Annotated in this window: 21 protein-coding genes and 1 pseudogene; 15 read left to right on the top strand and 7 right to left on the bottom strand. The window is 67.8% G+C overall.

Annotation, left to right across the window (positions count from 1 at the left end; genetic code table 11):
* Window positions 1-61: 61 nt before the first annotated feature.
* Window positions 62-934 (bottom strand): TIGR03619 family F420-dependent LLM class oxidoreductase, encoded by an 873-nt coding sequence (locus IPN02_00150; protein ID MBK9295298.1) that lies wholly within the window; start codon window positions 932-934, stop codon window positions 62-64.
* A gap of 150 nt (window positions 935-1084) precedes the next feature.
* On the opposite strand from IPN02_00150, the gene IPN02_00155 reads away from it, so the two are divergent.
* A complete protein-coding gene (locus IPN02_00155; GenBank protein ID MBK9295299.1) occupies window positions 1085-1252 on the top strand; it encodes a hypothetical protein in 168 nt (55 codons plus the stop codon).
* Here the strand turns inward: IPN02_00155 and IPN02_00160 are convergent.
* The gene (locus IPN02_00160) at window positions 1207-1836 is read right to left on the bottom strand and encodes a bifunctional precorrin-2 dehydrogenase/sirohydrochlorin ferrochelatase (GenBank protein MBK9295300.1); all 630 of its coding nucleotides are present in this window, start codon (window positions 1834-1836) and stop codon (window positions 1207-1209) included. The two genes, IPN02_00155 and IPN02_00160, sit on opposite strands and share 46 nt — an antisense overlap.
* A gap of 60 nt (window positions 1837-1896) precedes the next feature.
* On the opposite strand from IPN02_00160, the gene IPN02_00165 reads away from it, so the two are divergent.
* From IPN02_00165 to IPN02_00180, 4 genes and pseudogenes are all read left to right on the top strand, one after another.
* On the top strand, window positions 1897-2625 hold the full coding sequence (locus IPN02_00165) for a phosphoadenylyl-sulfate reductase (protein ID MBK9295301.1): 729 nt from the start codon (window positions 1897-1899) through the stop codon (window positions 2623-2625).
* On the top strand, window positions 2622-4442 hold the full coding sequence (locus tag IPN02_00170) for a sulfite reductase (protein ID MBK9295302.1): 1821 nt from the start codon (window positions 2622-2624) through the stop codon (window positions 4440-4442). Before IPN02_00165 ends, IPN02_00170 begins: the two co-directional genes overlap by 4 nt.
* A gap of 68 nt (window positions 4443-4510) precedes the next feature.
* Window positions 4511-5221 (top strand): annotated as a pseudogene (cobA, locus tag IPN02_00175) (uroporphyrinogen-III C-methyltransferase).
* 933 nt (window positions 5222-6154) lie between these two features.
* Entirely contained in the window at window positions 6155-6586 is a 432-nt protein-coding gene (locus tag IPN02_00180) for a hypothetical protein (protein MBK9295303.1), read from the top strand.
* Between the two features lie 41 nt (window positions 6587-6627).
* Here IPN02_00180 and IPN02_00185 read toward each other — a convergent pair whose 3' ends face one another.
* The 5 genes from IPN02_00185 to IPN02_00205 all read right to left on the bottom strand — a co-directional run bounded on the left by IPN02_00185 (window position 6628) and on the right by IPN02_00205 (window position 14456).
* Window positions 6628-7656, bottom strand: a complete 1029-nt coding sequence (locus IPN02_00185) for a hypothetical protein (GenBank protein ID MBK9295304.1) — start codon at window positions 7654-7656, stop codon at window positions 6628-6630.
* Between the two features lie 125 nt (window positions 7657-7781).
* A complete protein-coding gene (locus IPN02_00190; GenBank protein ID MBK9295305.1) occupies window positions 7782-9356 on the bottom strand; it encodes a glycosyltransferase family 39 protein in 1575 nt (524 codons plus the stop codon).
* A complete protein-coding gene (locus IPN02_00195; GenBank protein MBK9295306.1) occupies window positions 9349-10353 on the bottom strand; it encodes a hypothetical protein in 1005 nt (334 codons plus the stop codon). The genes IPN02_00190 and IPN02_00195 overlap by 8 nt, the downstream gene beginning before the upstream one ends.
* A gap of 129 nt (window positions 10354-10482) precedes the next feature.
* A complete protein-coding gene (locus IPN02_00200) occupies window positions 10483-11874 on the bottom strand; it encodes a glycosyltransferase family 4 protein (protein ID MBK9295307.1) in 1392 nt (463 codons plus the stop codon).
* Window positions 11871-14456 (bottom strand): glycosyltransferase, encoded by a 2586-nt coding sequence (locus IPN02_00205; GenBank protein ID MBK9295308.1) that lies wholly within the window; start codon window positions 14454-14456, stop codon window positions 11871-11873. The genes IPN02_00200 and IPN02_00205 overlap by 4 nt, the downstream gene beginning before the upstream one ends.
* A gap of 438 nt (window positions 14457-14894) precedes the next feature.
* On the opposite strand from IPN02_00205, the gene IPN02_00210 reads away from it, so the two are divergent.
* The 10 genes from IPN02_00210 (at window position 14895) to rplB (ending at window position 23626) form a co-directional block, all read left to right on the top strand.
* The gene (locus tag IPN02_00210; protein MBK9295309.1) at window positions 14895-15635 is read left to right on the top strand and encodes a TetR/AcrR family transcriptional regulator; all 741 of its coding nucleotides are present in this window, start codon (window positions 14895-14897) and stop codon (window positions 15633-15635) included.
* A gap of 248 nt (window positions 15636-15883) precedes the next feature.
* Window positions 15884-16255, top strand: a complete 372-nt coding sequence (locus IPN02_00215) for a 30S ribosomal protein S12 (protein ID MBK9295310.1) — start codon at window positions 15884-15886, stop codon at window positions 16253-16255.
* A gap of 1 nt (window position 16256) precedes the next feature.
* Window positions 16257-16727 carry a 30S ribosomal protein S7 gene (gene rpsG / locus IPN02_00220; protein ID MBK9295311.1) on the top strand — a complete coding sequence of 157 codons (471 nt, stop codon included), beginning with the start codon at window positions 16257-16259 and terminating at the stop codon, window positions 16725-16727.
* Window positions 16728-16903: 176 nt separating this feature from the next.
* On the top strand, window positions 16904-19000 hold the full coding sequence (gene fusA / locus IPN02_00225; GenBank protein MBK9295312.1) for an elongation factor G: 2097 nt from the start codon (window positions 16904-16906) through the stop codon (window positions 18998-19000).
* A gap of 96 nt (window positions 19001-19096) precedes the next feature.
* Window positions 19097-20284, top strand: a complete 1188-nt coding sequence (gene tuf, locus IPN02_00230; GenBank protein ID MBK9295313.1) for an elongation factor Tu — start codon at window positions 19097-19099, stop codon at window positions 20282-20284.
* 241 nt (window positions 20285-20525) lie between these two features.
* A complete protein-coding gene (gene rpsJ / locus IPN02_00235; GenBank protein MBK9295314.1) occupies window positions 20526-20837 on the top strand; it encodes a 30S ribosomal protein S10 in 312 nt (103 codons plus the stop codon).
* 350 nt (window positions 20838-21187) lie between these two features.
* Complete coding sequence (rplC, locus tag IPN02_00240) at window positions 21188-21847, top strand: 50S ribosomal protein L3 (GenBank protein ID MBK9295315.1); 660 nt, start codon at window positions 21188-21190, stop codon at window positions 21845-21847.
* Entirely contained in the window at window positions 21847-22488 is a 642-nt protein-coding gene (gene rplD, locus IPN02_00245) for a 50S ribosomal protein L4 (protein ID MBK9295316.1), read from the top strand. Before rplC ends, rplD begins: the two co-directional genes overlap by 1 nt.
* On the top strand, window positions 22485-22778 hold the full coding sequence (gene rplW, locus IPN02_00250) for a 50S ribosomal protein L23 (GenBank protein MBK9295317.1): 294 nt from the start codon (window positions 22485-22487) through the stop codon (window positions 22776-22778). The genes rplD and rplW overlap by 4 nt, the downstream gene beginning before the upstream one ends.
* Before the next feature lie 11 nt (window positions 22779-22789).
* Complete coding sequence (gene rplB, locus IPN02_00255; GenBank protein MBK9295318.1) at window positions 22790-23626, top strand: 50S ribosomal protein L2; 837 nt, start codon at window positions 22790-22792, stop codon at window positions 23624-23626.
* Window positions 23627-23712: the final 86 nt, after the last annotated feature.

Below are 23712 nucleotides of genomic sequence, written 5' to 3' on the forward strand. Positions count from 1 at the left end.
AAAGGGTCACACCTCGATCGCGACGATCGGATGAGCGCCCCGGCGAAGGGCCGGGCTCCGCCTACTGCTTGGAGAGCACCTGTTCGGCAAAGTCGGTGATGCCCGCCAGCCGCTCGTCGAGCTCCTCGGTGAAGCCGCGGGTATAGACCCAGGGCATGGTGAGCACCGAGGTGACCCCCAGGTCCTCCAGGCGGGCGAAGCCGTCGGCGTTGACGGCGTCCGAGCAGGACACGATGTACTCGAAGGGCTTGTCCTGGGTGCCGTAGTGGGCCCGCCAGTGCTCGATGCGCTCGATGGCGGCGCCCACCTCGGCGGTCGTCATCAGGTCGGAGATCCAGCCGTCGCCTAGGCGCGCGGCGCGCTTGTAGGCGAACTCGGAGATGCCGCCCACGTAGATCGGCACCGGCTCGGAGGTGCGCGGGGTCATCTCGATCTCGGGCAGTTGGTAGTGCTTGCCGTCGTAGGAGAACCACTCCGGTTCGCTCTCCCACAGGCCGCGCATGATGTCGATCGCTTCGTCGGCGCGCTTGCCGCGGGTGCGGAAGTCGGCGCCCATCAGCTCGAACTCCTCCTCCATCCAGCCGACGCCCATGCCCAGGGCAACCCGGTTGCCGATCAGCGAGGTGATCGAGGCGAGCTGCTTGGCGACGCCGAGCGGGTGGCGCAGCGGCAGCACGTAGATGTTGGTGAAGAACCGCAGCCGCTCGGTGACCGCACCCATGGCGGCGATCGCCACAAACGGGTCGACGAACGCAGTCTGCGGCTTGAAGCGGGGGCTGCCGTCGGTGGTGTAGGGGTACGGCGAGGAAATCTGGCGAGGGTGCACCACGTGGTCCGAGCAGGCGACCGCCCAGATGCCGGCCTCATCGCAGGCCTTGGCCAACGGCAGGTACTGGTCGGGATCGGTAAAGGCGAGGGCAGCGCTGAACTTCATGGGTCCTCCCGGAGGGTCGACCGGGCACCCTACCGAAGGACCACCTAAGGATCGTCGGCGTCAAGCAGATGCGATTGAGGTCGAGCGGTCGGCTGACCCGAGTTGCCGGTGGTGTGACCCGATGGTGACGTGGCCGCTGATCATCGAGTGATGGGTATTTCTCCCAGGGTGGCGGCCTACGACGGCGCCAAGTGGGCCGACCTCGGGCCGGCGGTCGGCGGCACGCTGGCCGACCATCCCAACGCCGAGGGGCAACAACAGCTCGCCGAGAGCTACGCCTTGGCGCTCGACAGGCAGTGCGGGCCGGCCTCCGGCTGAGCGCCGCCGGAGGCGCTGAGCGCACCGTCGGCAGGTCCGAGCGCGTCGTCGATGATCACCGCCCAGTCGATGTCCTCGGTCGATTGTCCGGCGGCGTGGATGGCGGCGCGGCGCCTGGCCAGCTCGAGTGCCAGATCCCGAACCTCGTCGGTCAGCAGGTTGCGGGCCCGGTCGCGCACCGCACCCGCCAGCGCCGGGCTGGCGCCGTCGCTGCTGACCGCCACCGTCAACGGCGCGGCTCGGGCGATCGCCGGCAGGATGAACGAGCAGTGCTCCGGCCGGTCGGCGGCGTTGACCCACAGGCCGGCGGCGGTCGCCTGGGCGCTGACCGCGTCGTCGACGCCGGGTACGCCGGTGGCGGTGATCACCAGGCGGACGCCGTCGAGGTCGGCCGGACGGTAGGGGCGGCGGCGGTGCTCGACGACGAGCGACCGATCGAACGTTGCGTCGACCTCGGGGGCGACCAGGCGAACCCGGGCGCCGGCCCCGGCCAGACCGGCCACCTTGCGAAGCCCGATGCGGCCGCCGCCCACGACGAGCACGTCGACGTCGGCCAGGTTGAGAAACGCGGGGTAGTCGAACACGGTGAGGACATTACTCGACAAAGTTGACCTAGTTAGTCGAGTTTGATGAACTGCACCGCCATGACCTCCCACTCCCCACCGTCCGAGGACCCGATCGAGGTGCTCCGCTGGGCGAACGGCCGCTTCGGCGATCGGCTCGTCGTCACCGCCAGCTTCGGCGACGCCACCCTGGTGCACCTGGTTGCCTCGACGATCCCCGAGGCCGACGTGGTGCTGCTCGACACCGGCTACCTGTTCGCCGAGACCGACTGGTACGCCGACGACCTGCGCCGCCGCTACGGGCTGAACCTGCGCACCATCCACCCGCTGCCAGGCACCGATCGCGACGTGTGGCGCAGCGACACCAACGCCTGCTGCGCGGCGCGCAAGGTGGAGCCGCTCAACCGGGCGCTGCTCGGCAAAAGCGCCTGGGTCACCGGGCTGCGGCGCAGCGATGGGCCGTCTCGGGCCGGTGCCCCGGTCGTGGCGAGCGACGCCGCCCGCAACGTGACGAAGATCAACCCGATCGCCGCCTGGACCGACGACGACGTGGCCGCCTACGGGGCGGCCAACGACCTGCCGGCGCACCCGCTGGCCGACCGGGGCTATGCCTCGATCGGCTGCTGGCCCTGCACGGTGCCGGTCGCCGAGGGCGACGACGCGCGCGCCGGCCGGTGGGCCGGCGACGTCAAGACCGAGTGCGGTCTGCACCTGGCCCAACCGGCGTTGGTCGGGGCGGCCGTGACCCTGACCGGCAGCGGAATCACCCCCAACGACGCCGAACTGACGAATCGAAGGAGTGGCCGATGAGCGCCGAGGAGATCAAGGTCGCCAGCGACTACCTGCGAGGCGGGCTGGCCGCCGACCTGGAAGCGGGCGGCGACGCGTTCGCCGGCGACAGCCCCATGCTGTTGAAGTTCCACGGCATCTACCAACAGGACGATCGCGACGTGCGCCGCCAGCGCACCCAGGCCAAACAACCGTTGGCCCACGGCTGCATGGTGCGGGCGTCGGTGCCCGGGGGCGTGATCAGCGCCGAAGGCTGGGCGGCGTTGGACGCCCTCGCCGACATCGGTGACGGCACGCTGCGGCTGACCACTCGTCAGGGCGTGCAGTACCACCTGGTGCCCAAGGGAAACCTGGTCGATCTGGTGAGCGAGATCAACGCCGCCGGGCTGACCACCCTGGGGGCGTGCGGCGACGTGGTGCGCAACGTGATGGCCTGCCCGCTGCCCGACCCCGCCCGCGCCGCGGTGCTGGCCCCGACGGTCGCAGCACTCGTCGGCCGGTTCCGGGCCCGCACCGCCGCCTACTGGGAGCTGTTCGTCAACGGCGACCGTGCCGCGTCCGCCACCTCGGCGCCGCGTCCGGGGGATGTTGGGCCCGGCGAGGACCCCGACCGTCCGGTCGAGCCGATCTATGGCGAGGCCTATCTGCCCCGCAAGTTCAAGATCGGTCTGGCCTGGCCCGGTGACGACTGCGTGGACATCCACAGCCACGATGTCGGGCTGGTGCCCACCCTTACCGGGGGTACGAACGGTGCGCTGACCGGGTTCACCGTGCTCGCCGGCGGCGGGATGGGCATGAGCCACGCCCGACCCGACGACACCTATCCGATGGTCGCCCAACCGCTGGCTTGGGTGCCGCCCGAGCAGGTGGTCGACCTGGTGGCCGCCGTCGTTGACACCCAGCGTGTACACGGCAACCGTGAAGACCGCAGCCGTGCCCGGCTGAAGTACCTGCTCGAGGAGCGCGGCATCGACTGGCTGCGCACCCAGGTGGAGGAGCGTCTGGGCGCCGCCCTGGCCCCACCGGACGAGCTACTCCCGTGGACCACCCACGCCCACCTGGGTTGGCACGACGCCGACGGGCGACCGGAGCCACACCTGGATGCCGGGGTCGATCCCCTCGCCGCACCGGCCGACGGTGCGGTGCCGGTGCTGCTGACCCCCACGCGCGCCGCCGCCGATGCGGCGGGCACGCTGGCGGTGCCGATCCCGTCGGGACGCCTCGACGAGGCGCGGCGCCGGACGATCAACGGCGTTGTCGCCGAGGGCCTGGTGTCCGAGCTGCGGGTCACCCCCCGCCAGGACCTGCTGTTGTGCGGCGTGAGGGACCGGTCGAGGGTGACCGAGCTGTTGCGGGCGGGAGACCTTCCCCTCGCCGCCGATCAGGCACCGGTGCGCAACCTGGCGATCGCCTGCCCGGCGCTGCCCACTTGCGGCCAGGCGCTGGGCGAGTCCGAGCGGGTGCTGCCCGACCTGGTGGCCTCGCTGGAGAAGCTGCTGGCCGACACCGGCAACGCCGGGCTGCCGCTGAGGCTGAACATGACCGGGTGCCCCAACGGCTGCGCCCGGCCCTACTCGGCCGAGCTGGGCGTCGTCGGCCGGAGCAAGCGCACCTATGACGTGTACGTGGGCGGCGCCAGCGGTCGCCTGGCGTCGCTGCTGCGGCCCGACGTCCTGCTCGCCGACATCGTCGACGTGTTGCGGCCGGTGCTGGAGCGGTTCGCCGACCTGGCCGACCCGGACACCAACTTCGGCGACTGGGCCGACGCGGTGGGGGTTGAGGCGATGCAGCCCTGGCTGCCGGAAGCGAAGTCCCGGCGAAGGAAGGTGGCGTCGTGAGCGCCGTCGAGCCGGGCGCCGAGCGGCCCGACAGGTCGGCGGTGAGCGCCGAGCACCCGACGCAGGCCATGGTGCCGGTGGTGCCGGTGGTGCTGGTCGGCGGCGGGCCTGGCGACCCGGACCTGTTGACCCTGCGGGCCGCTCGGGAGTTGGCCAACGCCGACGTGGTCGTCCACGATGCCCTGGTTGGCGACGGGGTACTGGCGCTGATCCCCGCCGGCGTCGAACGCATCGATGTCGGCAAGCGCCCGGGCCGGGCCACGCCCCAGGAGATGATCTCGGCCATGTTGGTGCACCTGGCGCGGCAGGGTCGCCGGGTGGTGCGACTGAAGGGCGGCGATCCGTTCGTCTTCGGTCGCGGCGGGGAGGAGGCGCTCGAACTGCAGCGCGCCGGCATCCCCGTCGAGGTGGTGCCGGGGATCTCGTCGTCGGTCGCCGCACCGGCCGCCGGCGGCATCCCGGTGACCCACCGGGGCGTTTCGGCCGGGTACAGCGTTGTCACCGGTCATCGGCGCCCCGGCGAGCAGGACGTCGACTGGCGGGCGCTGGCCCGGGTGGGCGGCACCATCGCCATTCTGATGGGCGTGGCCCACCGGCGGGAGATCGCCGCCGAGTTGCAGGCGGGCGGCCTGGCCCCTGCGACGCCGGTAGCGGTGATCGAGTCGGCGACCACCGGGCGCGAGGTCGTCAGCCGCTGCACGCTGGACGCCCTGGGCGACGCTGCGGTGGCCTCCCCGGCGGTGATCGTCGTCGGCGCGGTGGCCGCCTTTGATGTCGTCAGGGGGATAGGGCCCGGCGAGGGACGAGCCAGCCGGGGGGGGGGGGGGGGCGGGGCGGGGGGGGGGGGGGGGGGGGGGGGGGGGGGGGGGGGGGGGGGGGGGGGGGGGGGGGGGGGGGGGGGGGGGGGGGGGGCGGGGGGGGGTGGGGGGGGGGGGCCGGGTGGAAGGGCGAAAAGGGAGCCGAAGCCTGGCACCAATCCATGGCGGGGGGGTCTCAGGGGCGGCGTGGGCAATCCGCCGACCTGCACAGCAAGCGCTGTGGGGACTCCATCTCTTTCGGGCACGGCCGTTTGGGGCTCGGTGCTTTCGAAGGATCGCCGGAAGCAGGTTCGGTGTGGCTGGTTCTTTCGGTAGTGTCGCCCCCGTTCATGGTCGTGATGGGTTACCGGGGGGGGGGATGGCGAGTTGGGGTCCACTTGCTGGTCCATCTGGCCGTGGTCCACCCTCTGCCCGGCGATGAATGGCCTATTAAATCGACAAGGCTCAGGGGGTTACTCTTGGGGCCGGGTGTGGTGGCCCTGTTGGCAACCCTCTTAGAATAAGGGCGATCTTCGAATTCATCCGAAAGGGGTTCGTTGTCGCGCTTGTATTAGTAAGCTTTTGCGGTCACATGTGGTGCACTGGAAGCCAACCGTTCCTTATCCGGGTGAGGACCGTGGTTCCTCCCACTTCCAACGCTGTCGGAGGCGGGCGCTTTGGTGGGTCTTTTGTTTGTCCGTGAGGTTCTCGTAACGCGTTGGCGTCTGACTCTCGTTCTTGTGTTCGGGGCGGGAGTCTGCGTCATGCTGGTGATCGCGCCCCGCTCTGCTTCAGGTATTATTCAACAATTTCGTGCTTCCGGCAGGTTTTTTTGGATCGTCGGCTACGGTTTGAGCTTGGGCTCGCTTGTTTGGCTAGATCGGTGGTTTGCGGGGTCTGGGTGTCACTGAGGCCATGCTGGCGACGACCATGGCTCTTCTTGCTCTTCTGCAGTTTGTTGACACCTCAAGGTACCGCTCTTTTGTTCCTGAAATGCTTGGAAGTGATGACGAAAGGGTTGCCAACATTGACTTGTTGGCGTCGCAGATGTCGGGCTTTGACCAGGTCAGGATTGCGCCAGCCTATTACTGCACAGATTCCCCCGAGGCTTTGATGAGTTTTCAGGATGCTGTCATTGCCGCATCGCTGGCGGATACACCGATCAATGGCTACTACGGCGGTCGAGCGGACGAAGGCGAGGCTTGCGCAACAACTGTAGATCTTGGAGGTGGGGGGCGCGTTCTGGCAGCGGTGGTTAGCCCGTTAGATCCAACGTTGTCCGGTGTTGTTCCTCCCGGTTTCACCTGCCGGAGTTTCACGGACGAGATGTCAATCTGCTCTGAGTAGGAACCCGTTCCGGCCCGGCGGGCGCAGTTGGCGGGCGGAGCCTACGGCACCACGAGGCTCCACTGCGCAGCCAGGGTCATGGCCACCAAACCAGAAGTAGAGATGGCCAATGCTCCGGCGTAGACCCAACGACGATCGAGCCAGGCACATAGGCCGATGATGAGAGGCGTGGTCACCATGCCGTAGCGGCCGATCGAGTCGATGTTGTTGGCCGACAGCGCCACGACGAGCGAGACAATGCCAAACGCCCTCAGTGATGCTGGCAAAGTTACCCTCCACATGCCGGCTGCCCCCGCCAACAGCAGTAGGGCGAATATCAGGTTAACGCCATCTGACAGGTTGCCGCCTAAGGCCTCACCTGGAAGCTGGGCCACAGCCCGAACCGGATCAAGAAACCCCCCGCGGATTTGGCGTTGAACTGAGAAGGGTAGTCCCCAGTCACCGGAGGCCACGCCGACCCAAGTGAACACTCCGATCAGCCCGATCACCGGTGCGGCGATGGCGGCAAGCATTGCCGTTCTGCTGCGCGCCGTAGTTCCTGGCCAAGCCCGCCACAGTTCAATACCCACCGGGACCACCAGTAGTACCCCCGTGGGACGAACCACCGAAGCGGCGAGCCCCAGCGCGGTAACCCATCTCCAACGGTGGCCGAGCAGAGAGATCAGTGCGGCGGCTATAAGCAGGAGCGCTAGGCCTTCGCTATAGGGCAGCACCAGTGCCATTGCGGCCGGAAAGATGCCAGTCAATACGATTACTCGGCGTGCTAGCGCATCGTCGTTGGTAGTCCGCTTCGTAAGTTCTCCGGCCAAGGCGATGCCCCCGAGGGCAGTCAGCCAATTGACCATAAACAAGGCAACAAGGGAGCCGAAGAGGATGGCCAGTGGCTCGGCGGTCAGGGGGTAACCGGGGAAGAACCGGTAGCCTTCAGGCGAGACACCATCCCACCCCAGGGTGAGCATCCGCTCGTACCACAGCGCATCCCACGCTCTCCAGCGTAGGTCCATCCCGAGGGGGACCGCTTTTGGCACGAAGGTAGCCAAGCGGGGTGACAATAGGATGCTGATCAGCACGATAAGACGGCCGGCGGCCCATGTGCCGAGAATGGTCAGCCACCACCTGGTGGCGTCGATGGTTCCGCAGGTGTTCCACCGAGCTCCCGAAAGCGCGGTTGGGGCTGGAAGTCCTCGCCGGTCAGTCATGGTACGAGTAGCACCAGGCTCATGTGCTCGAAGGCATCTTTGCCGGTGGAGACGAGCAGGTCACGTTGCTCGTGGCCGTTCGACAGAGCCCGAAGGAAGGCCGGGCATGCAGTGACGTGTGTGGCGTAGGTGTCGGCGGAGCCCAACACCACCGGCCGGCCGTCGGCCAACCGCCACACCTCGGCGGCGACCGCGGTGGGGTCGGCGTCGTCGACCCGGGCTTCGTAGTCGACCCAGTCGATGAACCTCGGGTCGGAGCCTGGGTCCGGGAAGGAGACCACCTGTTGTCCGTCGTCGAGCTCGCGGCTGAGCGCCACCGACAGCTGGTCGGGGCAGGTGACGACCAGCGCGTCGGGCGCCTCGGCCTCGATCACGTCGGCGGCGACTCCCGAGATGGAGCGGGGCATCGAGATCTCGAGGGCCACGCCGACCAGCGAGCCGGCGAACACGACCGCGGCGAGGGCGCCGCGCAGTCGCGGTGGGCAGCTGGCCAGGCCCCAGCCGATCAGCACGACCGCGATCGGGTAGATCACCGCCGCATATCGGCTGACGAACGTGGCACCGCCGACCATCGCTGCCGTCGAGCCGATCAGCAGGGTGGCGGCCGCCAGGCCGAGCGCCCACAGGGCGCCGTGGCGCACCGGGCCGGCGAGCATGAGCGCCCACTTGTCGCCGTTGCGGGTGTGCCCGACCAGGGCGACAACGACGAGGAGTACCAGGGCATAGGTCATCAGCTGGGGTTCGGCGGAGGCGCGTCCGGCGAACTCGATGATCGTGATCACCACGGCGGTCGTCGGCCGTTCCACCCCGCCCCAGGGGGTTCCGGTGCGTTGGGACTGGAACAACAGGGTGGGCACCCAGGGAAGGAAGCTGACCCCGGCGATGCCCAGCGCCCCGCCGGTGAACAACAGCTCGGGCAACGCCCGGGCTTCGGCGCGGTTGAGCCACCAGCGCAGCAGCGTGGCCAAACCGACCGCGGCGAGCAGCCACATCGACCAGTAGTGGGTCCACAACAGGGCGCTGGCGATCAGAGCGAGGGCGACAGCGTCCGGCCAACGCGGCTCGGTCCAGAGCCGTTCGAGGAACCACCACCCGGCGAGCACCAACACCATCATCAGCACATACATGCGGGTTTCGGTGCTGTAGCGGACGCCGTAGGGCAACACGGCCCATACGGCCACCGACCACAGTGCCACCCGGGTGCCGCCCGCACGGCGGGCCACGATCCAGACGAGGGGGAAGGCGGCGAAGGACAAGAACACCGACAGCGCTCGCACCGCAGCGGTCGAGGTGCCGGCCAGGTCGGTCCACAGATGCAACAGGGCGTAGTAGAGCGGTGGATGGCCGTCCTGTTTGAGCGCAGCGCCCAGCTCGTCGAACGGGACGCGGGCGATGTTGACCGACAGCGCCTCGTCCAGCCACAAGGGCCCTCGGGGCCACAGGCGGGCGATGAGCCCGATCGTCACCATCGACAGCGCCAGGAACAATTCCCATCGGGGAAGGTCGGCGAGGGAGCGTGAGCGGGCCGTAGCGTCGGTGTCGGCCGGGGTCAGGTCAGTGGGCTCAGCCATGGCGGAGGTCCTCGCTTACGTCTTCGTCGCGGCCCGCCGCAGCCAGGTCGCTCCAGGTACGAAAGCGTTTGGCCAGCCGGAGCCCGGCGAGTGCGGTGCGCTTCGACGCGCTCCCCGTCCATGGCGTGACCAGGCCGTCGGGAACCCGCAGGTCGACCATCGTGCGTTCCAGTTCGTGCCAGCGGCGCGCCTTTTCGAAGGCTGTCGCCGCCGCAGCCGCCGGGTTGGCCGGTGCAACTTCGGGGAGTCCTTCGAACAGCCCGCCGGGCTGGTAATGCTGCGGGTAGAAGTTCTCGAAGTCGTAGCGGGGCGCCCGGTAGTCGCGGGTCCATTCCCACGGGAACTGCGGCCAGCACAGGGTGCGGTGCGGTTCGGCTTCGTGGTAGTCGCCCGGGTGGCGGCCACGCCCCCAGTTGAGCGGCAGCGACCATTCGTCCACCAGCCAACCGGCCGGGTGCCCGGCCGCTGCGGTCGCCTGCGACAGCGCGGCCCAGGAGTCGAAGGCCTCCAGCCAATGCTCGCGGACGATCATCTGAGGAAGGTGGGCGCCGTACCCGAGGTGGGGACAGTCCCATTGGGCCAGCGCCAGCCAGGTGTTGAGCTGGATGCCGTCGTAGCTGGTGTTGAGACGCCGCCAACGGGCCAGGTCGTGGCTGACGTAGTGGCGCAACTTGCCCGACCGCAGCCAGAAGTCCGCTGGGACGAGCCCGAGGGGTCGGTAGTCGTCGTCGGAGAGCAGAAACCGATCGGCGGTTGGGCCCCGGCGCACCGCCAGGTCGCGCAGCATCGTGTTGCGACCGCTGTGGTCGGCGGCAGCGGCCTCCCGCCGCTCGGCCGCGGTGAGCAACTCGGACTCGATCAGGTCGGTCACGCCGTCGATGCCGGTCGGGGCCGGGGTGATGACCAGGATCTCGAGCTCCTCGGCTACCGCGGTGCGCAACGACTCGACGGTGACGGCGAGTACCTCGGGGCGGTTGGAGAGATACAGGACCTGCACGTCAGAGCTGCGATCTCGAAGGTATGGCCGGGGGGTCGTACACAGCTGACCTCTGGGTCGGGGTGGGCTCCGCAACCAGACGGATGCGGCTTGCGATGCTACCGGCTGTACCGCCGGCCGAGGGTCAACTCAGGACGGAGGAGCGAGGCGGGTGAGCAGCTCGACCAGTTCGTCCCGGGCCGCACTCCACGTGGGCAGTGCCCCAGCGGCGCGTCGGGCCTCGGCCCGTCGTGTCCGGAGATAGTCCTCGTCGGCGAGGTGGCGCACCAGCGCGTCGGCCCAGGCCTCCGAATCATCGGCCGCCAACCTCAGGGGCACGTCGCCGCCCACCTCGCCGAGCGCACCGCCGTTCGTCGTCACGACCGGAACCCCGAGAGCGAGCGCCTCCAGCACCGGCAGGCCGAACCCCTCTGCATGGCTGGGCATCGCCGCGACCGTCGCACCCCCGAGCAGGGTGCGCATCGTCTCGTCGTCCGCGTGGGCAAACCAAAACAGTTGGCTGCCGAGCAGGGGGTGGCGTTCGATACGTCGCACCAGCGCCTCGGTGTTCCACCCGATCCGCCCGACGAACACCAGGCCCAGGCCCGGCGTCCGCTGTGACCACAGATCGAAGGCGTCGAGCAGCACCTGGTGGTTCTTCCTCGGCTCCAGCGTGGACACACAGATGACGTAGCCGTCGAGGCGCCGTTCGGATGCTCCTGCCGTTTGCAGTTGAGGAGGGAGGCCGGGCCGGGCGCCCGTCGGCGTCGGACCTTGCGGGGCGACGGGCTCGTCACGGCCCGCACCTCCATCCCCGCTCAGGTGCACCACCCCCGAGACACCGGGATCGGGCAGTCCCATTCCTCGACGTCGATCGAGGGCCCGTTGCAGCGTCCAGTCGGAGTTGCCCACGATCAGCGCGTCGAAGCGCAGGTGGGCGTCGGCCCACGGTGGGAACAGCTCCCGCGTGCCCCGGTCGGACCACTCAGGGTGGTCGATCGGGAACAGGTCGTGGAACAGCACGGCCGTGCGGACGCCGGCCGCCGACAGCGCCGGCAGCAGGTCCCGACGATCGAGCGGGTTGTGCCAGGCGGCGTCGAGGTCGAGGAACGTGCCGTCGTCGATGCTCACCGTCAGGCCGGCATGGGCGTCGACCGGGTGGGGTGGACGGCGCCGCCGGCGCATCGCCTCGTTGAGCCGCCGTAGCAGCGGCCGGTCGGCCACCCGGCGGGCGACGGGTCGGATGCGCTGGGGGAGTCGGTCCACCCGTCGGTCCGGGGGAGGGGCGTCATCGCTGAAGCGTCGTCGCTCGTCGTCGTCGAGGCGCAGAAATGCGGCGCACTCCGGACACCAGCGGATCAGGCGGAGGTCGAGGCGCGGGTCCCGGTCCGCCAAGGGGGCAAGCAGGTTCTTGGAGGCGCGCTGGACGCCGGTCGTACCCGAGCTGGCGACGGTGTTGGTGACGTCGGCCCACACGATCGGTCGGAGCGTGGGCGGTCGGCGGGCTGGCGATGCATCGGTGGGATCCCCGGGGGAGTTCATCGTCGGTCCTCCACGAATGGCGTCGGTGCCTGCCCGGCGGCCCGATCGGCAGGTGGGCGGGCCAAGGCCAGCGTCACCTCGGCCATGCGCCGACCGAGCGACGACCAGTCGAGGTGTGCTTCGGCGTAGGCGCGGGCCGCCCGGGCCCGTGTCGGTGCGTCCGGATCGGCGAACAAGGCGTCGAGGGCGGCGCCCAGGCCCCTCGGGGGGGCGAGCAGGGCGAACCGCTCCGGGTCGGCGACGCCACGGGCGCCGAATGGCGAGGTGATCACCGGGACCCCGGCCGCGAAGTAGTCGATCAGCTTCAGGTTGGACCCCGAGCCCTCCTCGACCGGGTTGAGCGCTACGTCGGCACCGGCCAGGTAGTCAGCCAGCACCTCGTTCTCGACGCGACCCAAGGCAACGATGTGGTCGGGAAGACGGCCACCGAGCAGTTCCGAGTGGCGGCCGATCAGGGCGACCGCCACATCGTTGCGATGGCGGACGGCGTCGACGATGCGCTGGGCGGCGTCGACGTTGGGCGGATGGCCGGAGCCGACGAACACCGCCAGGCGGCGTCGAGGCCGGAGGCCGGTCCCGACCGACGCAGGCGGCCCGCCCAGTCCGAGCTGTCCGATGAGGCGGTCCCCGAGAGCGCTGCGCTCGGCCCCATCGGTGAAGGGCGAGCCGATGACGGAGGCACCGTTGGCGATGACGTGCAGCGCGTCCGCGTCGACGCCGTCGACGCGGCGAAACAGCGCTGCGTCCTGAGCGGTGGTCGTCACGACCGCAGCCGCCAGATCGAGCGCCAGCCGTTCGGCGTCGGCGGCCTCCCGAGCCAGCCACCGCCCACCGCGTGTGCCTCCCAGGAGTGAGGCCTTCATCGTCGCCTCGTGGTTGTGGGCATCGAGGACGACCGGCAGGTGGCGGGGAGCCAGCGCCGCCAACGCACTCGCCAGATAGGGCTGGACCAACACGGCGACAGCGGCGTCGGCCAACTCGGCCCGGACCGACGCCGTGAACTCGGGGGTTGCCGACCACAACAGCGACGCAGCGATGTCGGTGATGGCGTGGGTGGTGGAGACGAGCCGCATGCGGTGCTCGGCCTCGCTCTGGCGGGGGGAGATGGCGACGGTCTCCTCGTCGAATCCGGGTGCCAGGCGACGTCGGCCCGCCCGGTCGGCATCGGTGGTGAGCGACACCACCAACACCTGCGCCCCGGCGTCGGCCAGGCCGGCGAGCAGGTGGAACGCCCGCAGCTCTCCGCCCTGGCGGCGCTCGCCGATCGGGTAGGTGCTGAGCGCCACGACCGACGGACCTTGGCCAGCTTGCTGGACCGGCCCGGGGGCGCCGGCCACCCGACGCTTTCGAGGCGGATCGACGAGCGCCTCGATGGTGCGCTCCCACGACAGTGCGGTTGATGAGATGCGGGCGGCCTCACCCATCCGCTCGACCAGCCCGTCGGTGCCCGCAATCGAGTCGAGCGCATCGCCGAGGTCGTTCGCCCGGGGCGCGACGACCATCCCGTTCGCCGGGCCGTCGGCTTCATGGGACGCACCGGTGGCGCCCGAATCGTTCAGCAGCTCCAACGCGCCTCCCGCGTCGGTGGTGGCGATGACGCCCCGCCCGGCGGTGAGCGCCTCGAGCGTGACCAGGCCGTAGTCCTCGCGATCGGAGGTGAAACACAGCACGTCGGCCCAGCCGTAGGCCTCAGCGAGGCCCCGGTCGTCGAGTCCGCCGAGCAGTTCGATTCGCTCGTCGTCGGTCGTCAGCTCGGCCAGACGATCAGCATCGGGACCAGTGCCGACGATGCGCAGACGGGCCGGGCGCGTCATGGCCTTCACGCCGGCGATCGCCAGGTCGTGGCGCTTGGCCCGTTCCAGCCGGCCGACGCTGAGCACGCGCAGCGGCGCCCCCGGTGTGCGCTCGGGGGGAGCGAGGCCGGCGAGGACGGCCGCCCAGTCGGTGTCGAGCGGGGGATGGACCACCAGCGGGCGGATTCCGGGTGGGAACCAGGCGGGCCGGGTGGCCACCTCGGCGCTGATGGCGGCGTGCGAACGCACCCGCGAGGCGGCGAGGAGGTGGTGGTCGAGCCCCTGCACCAGCGCTCGCGCCGTCGGCGAGGGGATCGCCAGGTCGGGGTGGTCGGGTCCGAGCCGCTCGGCGGCCCGGGCGAGACGGTCGGCGATCTCGAGGATCACGCCGGATGCGGAGGCGCGGGCGGCCAAGCGCCCGGGGAGTTCGAGCGCAGCGGCCAGGTCCGGGTCGACTCGCCGGCCGGGCCCGGCAGGCAGGTGCGTCGGATAGCGGTCGTACAGCCCGCGCAGCGGGTGCAACATCCACAACCGGTGGTTGGGGTGATCGACCGCCCACGCCGGGTACTTGCCGGTGATCACTTGGTCAAAATGTGCGAGATCCCATTCGGCGAAGGCGGCGTAACCGGTGACGAGTTGGGTGAGCGTGCGTTCCCTTACCGGTGTCTTGAGTAGCTCGGTGGGGGTTCCTTGACGTCGGAGTTCTACCGCTAGGCCGTTCCAGAGCCGTTCGGCGCCGCCCTCGCGAAACGGGACGGGGCTCGGTGCCACGATGGCGAGATTTTTCACGAATCCGACCGTTCGATCATTTCGGATTGATTGAACGTGGTGGACAATTGAGTGGATCGGTGCTTAGATTCATCGGTAGGTGGTCGTCCGATCGACCTGCGTTCGGTTGGATCGACGAAGGGGCCGACGTGTGAGGTTCGTGAGTGAGATATCTCGTTCGATGACATGGGAATATCCACAGCGTCTCGTACGATCTCGTCGAGATAGTTCTCAACCGAACCCGACCGACGTCGTGCAGCAAGACGAGCCGCAGCGCGACGCAGCGCCCGGAGCGCAACCGCCCACCGGGATGCACTCGTGGTTGCTCGGTGGCGAAAACGGGTACCAGGCGTCATCGGATGTCAATCCTACGGGCGATCACATCCCTGCCCGACCAATCCGGCGAATGGGATCAACCACAACACAACGGCCTTCAAGCCACCCAATTGGAGTACGACCATGACCCAAACCTTGACCACAGCGCCCACCGGGCGGGCGGCGAACCGTCAGCGCAAGCGCCAGGAGTACATCGACACCGCCATCCGCATCGTTCTCAACGGCGGGCTGGAGGCGTTGACGATGCAGGCCCTCGCACGTGAGATGGGTGCTGCGGTCGGCACGGCGTACACGTACTTCGCATCCAAGTCTGCATTGGTCGCCGAGCTGCAGGTGCTGGCGATCGGACGTTTGACGTCCACCTATGCCGATGCCGCCCCGCGCTGGCAGGGCGAGATGGGTCGCCTCGACGCCAAGGGTAAGGCCGAGGCCGGCCTGACCACCTTCGTCGAGTTCGTGGTTCGGGCCCCCGGATCCCTGCGCGACGACTTCTTTCTCCAGCTGCTCCTGCTGACCGACGGCGGGCGTTCCATCCTCCCCGAGGATCAGGCCACCGTGCTGGAGGCCGCAGGTCAGTGGGCCACCCTTGTCCGGGAACTCATCGACGAAGCCGTCGAAGCGGGCGTGCTGAACAAGGTCGACGCCGATCGGCGTGCGGCCAAGTTTGTCGCCATGTTGAACGGCGCCTCGCTCTTCACCAACCTGCCCGACGGCGCCATCCCAGACCTGCCCGGCCTGACCCGCTCGTTGATGATCGACCTGCTGTGCGCCTGGGGCGCCGACCGCAAGCGCATCACCCGCAGTGCGTCGAAGGCCGAAGCCGCCGCAGATCAGCTGGAGCTGGCAGCGCCCGCCCTCGCCTGAACGTCGGGGAGACGAGGCATCTGAGTGGATGGCCGGGAAGGGCACCGACCCGATCCCACCCGGCGCCCTGCCCGGGTGGGCTTTGCCCGCTCGGGCACTGCTCGCTAGGGTGGTCAGCCCTTCTGCGCGCAGGCTCGCGTGCGCCGCTTCGGCGGGCTTCCTCCGGGGGCCCTGCGCCGGCGGCTCGCCTGTGTCGCTGCCGTCCGCTACGCCCCCACATCCGTACTACATCCACGAAGAGGTCACACGTGCCCACCATCCAACAGCTGGTCAGAAATGGCCGTTCTACCAAGCGCAAGACGAACACCACGCCTGCGTTGAAGGGCGCCCCCCAGCGTCGTGGGGTGTGCACCCGCGTGTACACCGTCACCCCCAAGAAGCCGAACTCGGCGCTGCGCAAGGTGGCCCGTGTGCGGTTGTCATCCGGCATGGAGGTGACCGCCTACATTCCCGGCGAGGGTCACAACCTGCAGGAGCACAGCATCGTCCTGGTCCGCGGGGGCCGGGTGCGCGACCTGCCCGGCGTTCGCTACAAGATCGTGCGGGGCACCCTCGACACCGCCGGCGTGCGCGATCGTCGCCAGGCCCGTAGCCGCTACGGCGCCAAGAAGGAGAGCTGAGATGCCCCGTAAAGGACCTGCGACCCGTCGCGAACTCTCCCCGGACCCGGTCTACGACTCGGTACTCGTCACCCAGTTCGTCAACAAGGTGCTTCGGCGCGGCAAGCGCTCGCTGGCCGAGAAGATCGTCTACGACGCACTGACCATGATCGAGGAGAAGACGGGTTCGGAGCCTGTCGGCACCCTCAAGCGGGCGATCGACAACGTCAAGCCGGCCCTCGAGGTTCGTAGCCGCCGTGTCGGTGGCGCCACCTACCAGGTCCCCGTCGAGGTCAGCCCCCGCCGGTCGAACACGCTGGCGATCCGCTGGCTGGTCGGCTACTCCCGCCAGCGCCGGGAGCGCTCGATGGCCGAACGCCTGGCCAACGAGCTGCTCGACGCCTCCAACGGCATCGGAGCCTCGGTCAAGCGCCGTGACGATCTCCACAAGATGGCCGAATCCAACAAGGCATTCGCCCACTACCGCTGGTAGCGCCTCGGCAACGGTCGCAGTTCCAGAAGTTGTCGACGGCTCGGGCTGAACTGCCCGAGCCTCGGCCGTTTCACCAGCCGACCCGTTGCCAACACATCCGTCTCGATCACGCAGACATCCCCAACCACCGACGACACCCCACCGAAACGCAGCAGACGCAGGAACCGAGTTAGATCATGTCAGACCTTCCCCTCGAACGAACCCGCAACATCGGCATCATGGCCCACATCGATGCCGGCAAGACGACCACGACCGAGCGGATCCTCTATTACACGGGCAAGAGCTACAAGATCGGCGAGGTGCACGACGGTGCCGCCACGATGGACTGGATGGTCCAGGAGCAGGAGCGGGGCATCACGATCACCTCGGCTGCCACCACCGCCCACTGGACCGACACGGTCAACAAGGTGGACCACCGCGTCCAGATCATCGATACGCCGGGCCACGTGGACTTCACCGTCGAGGTGGAGCGTTCGCTGCGGGTGCTCGACGGCGCCGTCGCCGTCTTCGACGGGGTGGCCGGCGTGGAGCCGCAGACCGAAACCGTGTGGCGTCAGGCCGATAAATACCACGTGCCGCGCATGTGCTTCATCAACAAGATGGACCGCACCGGCGCCGACTTCTTCGGCGCCCTCAAGTCGATCAAGGAGCGGCTGAACGCCAAGGTGGCGGTGATCCAGCTGCCGATCGGCGCCGAGGCCGAGTACGCGGGCATCGTCGACCTGGTCACGATGCAGGCGTGGGTCTGGAACGGCGAGGAGCTGGGCGCCTCCTGGGAGGTCACCGACATCCCCGCCGACATGGTGGAGCTGGCCGACGAATACCGCCAGGAACTCATCGACGTGCTCTCCGAGACCGACGAGACGGTCATGGAGAAGTTCATCAACGAGGAGGAGCTGAGCCCCGCCGAGCTGCGGGCCGCCCTGCGCGAGGCCACCCTGAACCACGGGCTCGTGCCCGTGCTCAACGGCACCGCCTTCAAAAACAAGGGTGTGCAGCCGCTGCTGGACGCAGTCTGCTTCTACATGCCCAGCCCGCTCGACCTTCCGCCGGTGGACGGAACCGATCGCAAGGGCGAGCCGATCACCCGGGCCCCCGAGGACGACGAGCCCTTCAGCGCCCTCGCCTTCAAGATCATGACCGCCGACCACGTCGGCAAGTTGACCTACTTCCGGGTGTATTCGGGCAAGATCACCAAGGGTGATCAGGTGTTGAACACCAGGAGCGGCAACAAGGAGCGCATGGGCCGCCTGCTGGAGATGCACGCCAAGGATCAGATCGAACAGGAGTGGGTCGGCCCCGGCGACATCGTCGCGGCAATCGGCATGAAGGACACCCGCACCGGCGACACGCTGTGCGATCCGTCCGCCTTCATCCAGCTGGAGTCGCTCGAGTTCCCCGACCCGGTGATTCACGTCGCGGTCGAGCCCAAGACCAAGGCCGACCAGGACAAGATGTCCAAGGCGTTGGTGTCGCTGGCCGAGGAGGATCCCACCTTCCAGGTGCGCACCGACGAGGAGACCGCCGAGACGATCATCGCCGGCATGGGCGAACTGCACCTCGAGGTGATCGTCGACCGCATGCTGCGGGAGTTCAAGGTCGACGCCACGGTCGGCAAGCCGCAGGTGGCCTACCGCGAGACCCTCACCCAGGAGGTCATCAAGCACACCTACCTGCACAAAAAGCAGACCGGTGGCTCGGGCCAGTACGCCAAGATCGTCATCAACGTCATCCCCACCGGCCCCGGCGGCGGGTTCAGCTTCGAGGACAACATCACCGGCGGACGCATTCCCAAGGAGTACATCCCGTCGGTGGGCCACGGCGTCGAGGAGGCGCTCACCTCGGGGGTCCTCGCCGGTTTCCCGATGGTCGACGTGCGCGTCGAGCTCACCGACGGCGACTACCACGACGTCGACTCGTCGGAGATGGCGTTCAAGATCGCCGGAACGATGGCCTTCAAGGAGGCCGCCCGGAAGGCGAAGCCCACACTGCTCGAGCCGATCATGAACGTCGAGGTCGTGACGCCCGAGGATTACATGGGCGATGTCATCGGCGACCTCAACAGCCGGCGCGGCAAGGTCGGCAAGATGGAACAGCGCGGCGCCAACCAGGTGATCGACGCCGAGGTGCCGCTGTCGGAGATGTTCGGGTATTCGACCGACCTCCGCTCGAAGACCCAGGGCCGGGCCAACTACACGATGCACTTCGGTAGTTACCAGGCCACCCCGCGATCGATCCAGGAAGAGATCGTCGCTCGGGTCACCGGCCGCTGACGGCCGCCCCCGGCACGGGCGTCCCGCCCTCGCCACTACCCTTATCCCTGCGCACCACCCCCCACCCACGATCTACCCACAACAAGGAGCAACCTGATGGCCAAGGAGAAGTTCGAGCGGAACAAGCCTCATATGAACGTGGGGACGATGGGTCATATTGACCATGGGAAGACGACGTTGACTGCGGCGATTTCGCGGACGTTGGCTGATCGGGTTCCGGGTAATGAGGCGACGGCGTACGACAATATTGATAAGGCTCCGGAGGAGCGTGAGCGTGGGATCACGATCAATGTGTCGCATGTGGAGTATGTGACTGAGAACCGTCATTATGCGCATGTGGATATGCCGGGGCACGCGGATTATATCAAGAACATGATTACGGGTGCGGCGCAGGTGGATGGCGCGATTTTGGTGGTGTCGGCTGCTGATGGGCCGATGCCGCAGACGCGTGAGCATGTGTTGTTGGCTCGGCAGGTGGGTGTGCCGTCGATTGTGGTTGCCTTGAATAAGGTGGACATGGTTGATGATGAGGAGCTTCTTGAGTTGGTGGAGCTTGAGGTGCGTGAGCTTCTGTCCGAGTTTGAGTTTCCTGGTGATGATATTCCTGTGGTGCCGGTGTCGGCGTTGAAGGCGTTGGAGGGTGATGAGGCTGCTCAGGATCAGGTGATGGAGTTGATGGCGCAGGTGGATGCGTATATTCCTCAGCCGGAGCGTGATTTGGATCGTCCGTTCTTGATGCCGATTGAGGATGTGTTCTCGATTACGGGTCGTGGGACGGTGGTGACGGGGAAGATTGAGCAGGGTGCTGTTCATACTGGTGATGCGGTGGAGATTGTTGGTTTGAAGCCGACGACGAAGACGACGTGTACTGGTGTGGAGATGTTCCGGAAGCTGCTGGATGAGGGGCAGGCTGGGGATAATATTGGTGCGTTGCTTCGTGGTGTGGAGAAGGATGATGTGCAGCGGGGTCAGGTGTTGGCTGCTCCGGGTTCGATTACGCCGCATACTGATTTTGAGGGTCAGGTGTATGTGTTGACCAAGGATGAGGGTGGTCGGCATAAGCCGTTTTTCTCGGCGTATTCGCCGCAGTTTTATTTCCGGACGACGGATGTGACTGGGACGGTGACGTTGCCTGCTGATAAGGAGATGGTGATGCCTGGGGATAACACGTCGATGTCGGTGGAGTTGATTGCGCCGATCGCGATGGAGGAGGGCTTGCGGTTCGCTATTCGTGAGGGTGGTCGTACGGTGGGTGCGGGCCGGGTCACCAAAGTCATCAAGTAGCACGCTGCCCCACATGGGGCCTCAGCCAGCGGTACGCCGACAGCCGGGACATCGGGTCCCGGCTGTTGCCGTTTTCGTCCGTCAGCGGCTCCCGTGCCCGAACGTCGTCCGATGTGGTGCGGCGGTGCGCACCCCCGCTAGAGTGACCCGTTCCGTGGTGCGCACAATGCACCAGCGTTCCTTGACACTCGACGATTCACGCAGTCGGCGTACGACGCCGCCTCTCTCCCAGGAGCTTTCCATGGCCAACCAACGCATTCGCATCCGCCTCAAGGCCTATGACCACGAGGTCATCGACCAGTCGGCCAAGAAGATCGTCGAGACCGCTGTCAGAACACAGGCCTCGATCCGTGGGCCGATTCCGCTGCCCACCGAGAAGCACCGCGTCACGGTGATCCGTTCGCCGCACAAGTACAAGGACAGCCGCGAGCACTTCGAGATGCGCGTTCACAAGCGCCTGATCGACATCCTTGAGCCCACCCAAAAGACCGTCGACTCGCTGCAGCGCCTCGATCTGCCCGCCGGCGTCGACATCGAGATCAAGATTCACTGACCCAGCGTGCCGGCGGGGATCGCCCCGCCGGTCGACCTCGGCACCGCCCGACGGGATTCCCGCCGGATGAGTTTGTGGCCTGGGATGTCGACCGGTAGGGTTTCCCCTTCGTGTGTGGGACACCCCCGTCCCACCAATTGAGGCGCTCGCAGGCCACCGGAACTTTTCACCCCGACTCTTGAGGTCATCGGGGATCCGGATGGAACCACGAGACACAACCGAGACGTCGCTCCGCCGGGCCAGCCCGGGCGGAGCGTTTGCGTGAGAGGGCGAGCAAACCTCCTGCCCCGTCAAATCGACCGATCCGCACCACTCCGGGTGCGTCGGCCAGCTACCAAGGACGAGCCGTCATGGCGAACAAAGCAATCGTGGGACAAAAGATCGGCATGACCCAGGTGTGGGATGCGGACTCGCAGATCCAGCCGGTTACCGTGGTCAAGGTGGATCCCTGCCGCATCGTGGCGGTTCGCTCCGCCGACGGCGCTGATGGCTACGAAGCCGTCCAGGTGACCTTCGGGTCCAGGTCGGCCAACAAGCTGACGCTGGCCGAGGCCGGCCACTTCGAGTCCGCCGGTGTCGATCCCGGTGTCCGCCTGGTCGAGCTGCGGATGGGCGACGCCTCCTCCTATGAGGTCGGTCAACAGCTGGACGCTTCGATCTTCGAAGCCGGCGACCGTGTGGATGTCGCCGGGGTCTCCAAGGGTAAGGGCTTCGCCGGTGCCATGAAGCGCCACAACTTCGCTGGCCAGCCCGCCAGCCACGGCGCCCATAAGGTGCACCGCAAGCCGGGTGCCGTCGGCGCCTGCGCCACGCCGGGCCGGGTGTTCAAGGGCACCCGTCTTCCGGGTCGTATGGGTGGCGAGAAGGTGACGACACTCAACCTGGAGGTCGTCCGGGCAGACCCCGAGGCCGGTGTCGTGCTGGTCAAGGGATCGGTACCCGGTCCAAAGGGGTCCTACATCGTGATTCGCGACGCCATCAAGGCCGGCGTCGGCGGGGGTGAGAGCTGATGGCAAGCGTCGACGTACTCAATGATTCCGGCTCCTCGGCCGGCTCGATCGACTTGGACGACGCCATGTTCGGCGTCGAGCCCAACGTGTCGGTGATGCACCAGGTGGTCGTCGCCCAGTTGGCGGCCCACCGTAAGGGCACCGCCTCGACCAAGACCCGCGCCGAGGTGCGTGGTGGCGGTCGCAAGCCGTGGCGCCAGAAGGGCACCGGCAACGCTCGGCAGGGCTCGATCCGTGCACCACACTGGCGTGGCGGCGGCGTGGCCCATGGCCCGAAGCCCCGCAGCTACGCGCAGCGCACCCCGAAGAAGATGAAGCGTCTGGCGCTGGCCTCGGCGCTCTCGGACCGCCTGGCCGACAACAAGCTCATCGTGCTCTCCGAGTGGAACTTCGACACCGCGAGCACCAAGGCGGCCAAGGCCGCACTGACTGCGTTGGGTGCCACCGGACGCATCCTCGTCGTGCTCACCCGTGACGACGAACTCGCTGCCCGCAGCATGCGCAACCTCCCCGAGGTCACGCTGCTCCACGCCGGTCAGGTCACGACCTACGACGTGTTGGTCAACGACTTCATCATCTATACCCGTGATTCGCTGCCCGGTGCGGCCCCGGCAGTTGCCGCTTCAGGAGACGACTCATGAGAGACGCACGCGAGGTCATCATCCGACCGGTGGTGTCGGAAAAGTCCTATGGCCTCATCGATGAGGGTGTCTACACCTTCATCGTGGCCCCGGATGCCAACAAGGTTGAGATCCGCCAAGCGGTCGAGACCATCTGGGGCGTCTCGGTCGTCAAGGTCAACACGCTCAACCGGCCCGGCAAGCGCATCCGTCAGCGCAAGCGCATGACGTACGGATCCCGCTCCGACACCAAGCGGGCCATGGTCACCCTCGTCGAGGGTGACGCGATCGAACTCTTCGAAGTTCGCTGAGAGGGAGACTCATGGGCCTCAGAAAGCGCAAGCCGACCAGTCCGGCACGTCGATTCCAGACCGTTTCGGACTTCTCCGATGTCACTGCGACCAGCCCCGAGCGGTCGCTGGTCACCCAGAAGACCAAGACCGGTGGTCGCAACAACAAGGGTCGCAAGACCTCGCGGCATCGCGGAGGCGGGCACAAGCAGCGCTACCGCGTCATTGATTTCCGTCGCACCAAGGACGGTGTCCCCGCCAAGGTCGCCACGATCGAGTACGACCCCAACCGCACCTGCCGCATCGCTCTGTTGCACTACCTGGATGGCGAGAAGCGTTACATCGTTGCCCCGAGGGGCCTGAGCGTTGGTGACGAGGTGCAGTCGGGTCAGGGCGCCGAGATTCGCACTGGCAATGCCATGCCGCTGCGCTACATCCCCGTCGGCACGACGCTCCACAACATCGAACTGCAGCCCGGCGGTGGAGCCAAGATGGCCCGCTCCGCCGGCGCATCGGTGCAGTTGGTCGCCAAGGAAGGTGGCTACGCCACCCTGCGGCTGCCCTCCACCGAACGCCGTCGTGTGCCGATCGATTGCCGAGCGACGATCGGCCAGGTGGGCAACGTCGAGCACGAGCTGATCCAGATCGGCAAGGCCGGACGCAACCGCTGGAAGGGCAAGCGCCCCCAGACCCGTGGCGTTGCGATGAACCCGGTGGACCACCCGCACGGTGGCGGTGAGGGCAAGACCTCCGGTGGTCGCCACCCGGTGTCGCCGTGGGGCAAGCCCGAGGGCCGCACCCGCGATCGGACCAAGCCGTCCGAGAAGCTGATCGTGCGTCGTCGTCGGACCCGCGGGTCTCGCCGATGAACCCGGCCGAGCCCATCGCGGTGCCGACGAGCACCTCGCGCCATTCGACACCGGCGTTCTGGTGTCACCACATCTGCAACCCGAGG

Source organism: Candidatus Microthrix subdominans (genome assembly GCA_016719385.1).
Classification (GTDB): domain Bacteria; phylum Actinomycetota; class Acidimicrobiia; order Acidimicrobiales; family Microtrichaceae; genus Microthrix; species Microthrix subdominans.

Bases quoted from the DNA above. Each gene is read 5' to 3' on its own strand.
- IPN02_00150 (MBK9295298.1), bottom strand. From the start codon at position 934: ATGAAGTTCAGCGCTGCCCTCGCCTTTACCGATCCCGACCAGTACCTG.
- IPN02_00155 (MBK9295299.1), top strand. From the start codon at position 1,085: ATGGGTATTTCTCCCAGGGTGGCGGCCTACGACGGCGCCAAGTGGGCC.
- IPN02_00165 (MBK9295301.1), top strand. From the start codon at position 1,897: ATGACCTCCCACTCCCCACCGTCCGAGGACCCGATCGAGGTGCTCCGC.
- IPN02_00170 (MBK9295302.1), top strand. From the start codon at position 2,622: ATGAGCGCCGAGGAGATCAAGGTCGCCAGCGACTACCTGCGAGGCGGG.
- IPN02_00180 (MBK9295303.1), top strand. From the start codon at position 6,155: ATGCTGGCGACGACCATGGCTCTTCTTGCTCTTCTGCAGTTTGTTGAC.
- IPN02_00190 (MBK9295305.1), bottom strand. From the start codon at position 9,356: ATGGCTGAGCCCACTGACCTGACCCCGGCCGACACCGACGCTACGGCC.
- IPN02_00200 (MBK9295307.1), bottom strand. From the start codon at position 11,874: ATGAACTCCCCCGGGGATCCCACCGATGCATCGCCAGCCCGCCGACCG.
- IPN02_00210 (MBK9295309.1), top strand. From the start codon at position 14,895: ATGACCCAAACCTTGACCACAGCGCCCACCGGGCGGGCGGCGAACCGT.
- rpsG (MBK9295311.1), top strand. From the start codon at position 16,257: ATGCCCCGTAAAGGACCTGCGACCCGTCGCGAACTCTCCCCGGACCCG.
- fusA (MBK9295312.1), top strand. From the start codon at position 16,904: ATGTCAGACCTTCCCCTCGAACGAACCCGCAACATCGGCATCATGGCC.
- tuf (MBK9295313.1), top strand. From the start codon at position 19,097: ATGGCCAAGGAGAAGTTCGAGCGGAACAAGCCTCATATGAACGTGGGG.
- rpsJ (MBK9295314.1), top strand. From the start codon at position 20,526: ATGGCCAACCAACGCATTCGCATCCGCCTCAAGGCCTATGACCACGAG.
- rplC (MBK9295315.1), top strand. From the start codon at position 21,188: ATGGCGAACAAAGCAATCGTGGGACAAAAGATCGGCATGACCCAGGTG.
- rplD (MBK9295316.1), top strand. From the start codon at position 21,847: ATGGCAAGCGTCGACGTACTCAATGATTCCGGCTCCTCGGCCGGCTCG.
- rplW (MBK9295317.1), top strand. From the start codon at position 22,485: ATGAGAGACGCACGCGAGGTCATCATCCGACCGGTGGTGTCGGAAAAG.
- rplB (MBK9295318.1), top strand. From the start codon at position 22,790: ATGGGCCTCAGAAAGCGCAAGCCGACCAGTCCGGCACGTCGATTCCAG.